Source organism: Ralstonia pickettii (genome assembly GCF_001699815.1).
GTDB lineage: Bacteria > Pseudomonadota > Gammaproteobacteria > Burkholderiales > Burkholderiaceae > Ralstonia > Ralstonia thomasii.
Genome location: NZ_MCGB01000044.1, coordinates 1 through 2,155, shown reverse-complemented (window position 1 = coordinate 2,155; position 2,155 = coordinate 1). Strand labels below are relative to the sequence as shown.

Annotated in this window: 4 protein-coding genes; all 4 read right to left on the bottom strand. The window is 62.1% G+C overall.

The features are described from left to right. Positions 1–44: 44 nt before the first annotated feature. On the bottom strand, positions 45–353 hold the full coding sequence (locus BEK68_RS07135) for a hypothetical protein (RefSeq protein WP_009242150.1): 309 nt from the start codon (positions 351–353) through the stop codon (positions 45–47). Between the two features lie 69 nt (positions 354–422). Then, positions 423–1,250, bottom strand: a complete 828-nt coding sequence (locus tag BEK68_RS07130; RefSeq protein WP_009242151.1) for a DUF932 domain-containing protein — start codon at positions 1,248–1,250, stop codon at positions 423–425. Positions 1,251–1,332: 82 nt separating this feature from the next. Further along, positions 1,333–1,512 carry a hypothetical protein gene (locus tag BEK68_RS07125; protein ID WP_009242152.1) on the bottom strand — a complete coding sequence of 60 codons (180 nt, stop codon included), beginning with the start codon at positions 1,510–1,512 and terminating at the stop codon, positions 1,333–1,335. 2 nt (positions 1,513–1,514) lie between these two features. Beyond that, complete coding sequence (locus tag BEK68_RS07120; protein WP_009242153.1) at positions 1,515–1,955, bottom strand: single-stranded DNA-binding protein; 441 nt, start codon at positions 1,953–1,955, stop codon at positions 1,515–1,517. Between the last annotated feature and the right edge of the window lie 200 nt (positions 1,956–2,155).

Genomic DNA, 2,155 nt, shown 5'->3' with positions numbered 1-2,155 from the left:
CGCGTCAGCCGGGTGCAGCGCCGGCCAGCGGCCGGCGCTCCGATTTAGGCGGCGGCCTCCAGCTCGGGCACGGCGCGGGATTCATCCAGGCGCAAGCGGGATTCGGGAACCGGGAACCACGGGCAATCCCAGTCCAGCAGATAGCGCGCGCCGTTCGCGTACTGGCCGCACGGCGAAGCCGGGCGCTGATAGAAGCCGGTGACACGCAAGGGAAACTCAATGCCTGCCGGGTTCGTGTAAATCACTGGATCGCCGGCTTTGAACCGCAAGGGCTGGCCGTTCTCGGGTGCATAGGGCTTTTGCGCGTCGTGCTGGGCGGTGACTTCCTCGGCCCATTCGTGGTGGCTGCTCATGGTGTCGTCCTTCGTGTAGTGGTGGGAGGGAGGCCCGGCCGCGCGTCCAGCGTGGCCGGGCGGCTCGGGTTAGCCCTTCAGGCGGCGCATTTCCTCGGCCAGCACCCACAAGGCGCGGTTCAGCTTAACGCTCTGGTCGATGCCGTTGACCGGGCGCGTCGTGGTGGTGCGGCCGCTGCGGTTGCGGCCGCGCAGTCCGCCCTTCATCATGTTTTCCTGCACGCGGTTGAAGGTCGTCCACATATCGTCGCGGCGATCCTCGAAGCGGCGCGGGGCCAGGATTTGGGATTCAGTCACGGGCACAGCCCCGCTGTCCTGGTCGTCGTACTTCAGGGCCAGTGCAGCGCGGGCAAAGGCGGCCTGCTCGCCCTGGTTGAGCGTGAGCACCTGCATGGCCTCGCGCTGGGTGGTGGCTTCCTCGAAGCTGTCCAGCACCTTGAAAGCGCCTTCGATCACATCGCCCACCACGTCGCCGTTATGGCGCACGCGGATGTCGCTGGTTGTCTCGCCGCATACCATGCCGTTAGAGCACACAAAGCGGAACATGCCGGCCAGCATCTGGTAGCTGCTGGTGCCGTCGTGGCTGTTCAGCAGGATGATTTCATTCGCCTCGCGGCCGGCGATCTGGTCGGCGTGGCGCAGGCGGATCATGTGCTTGGTGTGCTCGCGCTTTTCCTCGTTGCGCACGCGGGTCTGGCAAACCATGAAGGGCTGGAAACCCTCTTTGCGCAGGCCGTTCAGAACGTCAATGGTCGGGATATAGGTGTAACGCGCGGAGCGGCTTTCGTGGGCGGCCTCGGCAAAAATCGAGGGGGCCACGGCGCGGATTTGGTCATCCGACAGGGGCATGTCGGCGCGGATACCGGAAGCATTGCGGAAGCGGCTTGCGAGTTGCATGGTCATTTCTCCAGTGAGTTGATGATGGTCTAGGGATCAAAGGGCCGATAAGCCCGGCCTGCTCGCCGGGCCTGTCGGTTGTTCAGGTCTGCGGCGCGGATTCGCGCAACATCCCTTGAATCTTGGCTTGGAGGTCTTCCAAGCGGGCCACCGCCTCGGCGGTGCCTTCTTCGTTCGGGCAGTAGTCTTTTTTGTCGTCGATGAGGTTTTTCACTGCATATTCCAGATCGAAAAGCTCATCACGGGTAAAGCTGCTGGCCATGATTAGCGGCGGCCTTGACCGGCTTGCTCGGTGCTGTCGTAGTCGCGCATCCAGTCGTCGTGCTCGGCGTTGCCGGGGCCTTGCTGCTGCTGGCCAGCGTCACCGCCTGCACGGTTGCCGCTGGGACGGCCCAGGTACTGCACGCGCTCGGCCTCGAAGTTGAAACCGCCCTTGCGTTCGGCCTGCTTGTACCAGCTACGAATCCGGCCCATCACCGCCACGGTGGAACCCTTCTTCAGAAACTTGGCGTCGTTCTCGGCTTGCTTGCCGTAGGTCGTCACCGGGATGAAGTCGGTTTCTTCGTGCTTCTTGCCGTCGCGGTCGAAATAGACGTTATCCACGGCGACAGTGAAGGTCACGGAAGGCGTGCCGCTGGGCGTGTAGCGCAATTCCACGTCCTTGGTCACGTTGCCCACGATGGTGAAAGTGTTGATGCTGGCCATGATCGAAGCTCCTTTTTTGCTCGGTTGATGGTGGTCTTTGCTGCCTGGTGCAGAACCGTTCTTTGTTCCTACACCATGAGTCATATTGTACCATAAAACTATTGACCGTCAATAGTTTGTGAGAGAGAAAAGCCTGATTTTTCGCGGGTTCCCGGCTTGTGTTTCTTCGGGGTTCAGGCAAGCTACCTTGGAGCCTCGGG

Excerpts from the sequence above, each read along its gene's own strand:
- BEK68_RS07135 (WP_009242150.1), bottom strand. The coding sequence starts at position 353 with ATGAGCAGCCACCACGAATGGGCCGAGGAAGTCACCGCCCAGCACGAC.
- BEK68_RS07130 (WP_009242151.1), bottom strand. The coding sequence starts at position 1,250 with ATGCAACTCGCAAGCCGCTTCCGCAATGCTTCCGGTATCCGCGCCGAC.
- BEK68_RS07125 (WP_009242152.1), bottom strand. The coding sequence starts at position 1,512 with ATGGCCAGCAGCTTTACCCGTGATGAGCTTTTCGATCTGGAATATGCA.
- BEK68_RS07120 (WP_009242153.1), bottom strand. The coding sequence starts at position 1,955 with ATGGCCAGCATCAACACTTTCACCATCGTGGGCAACGTGACCAAGGAC.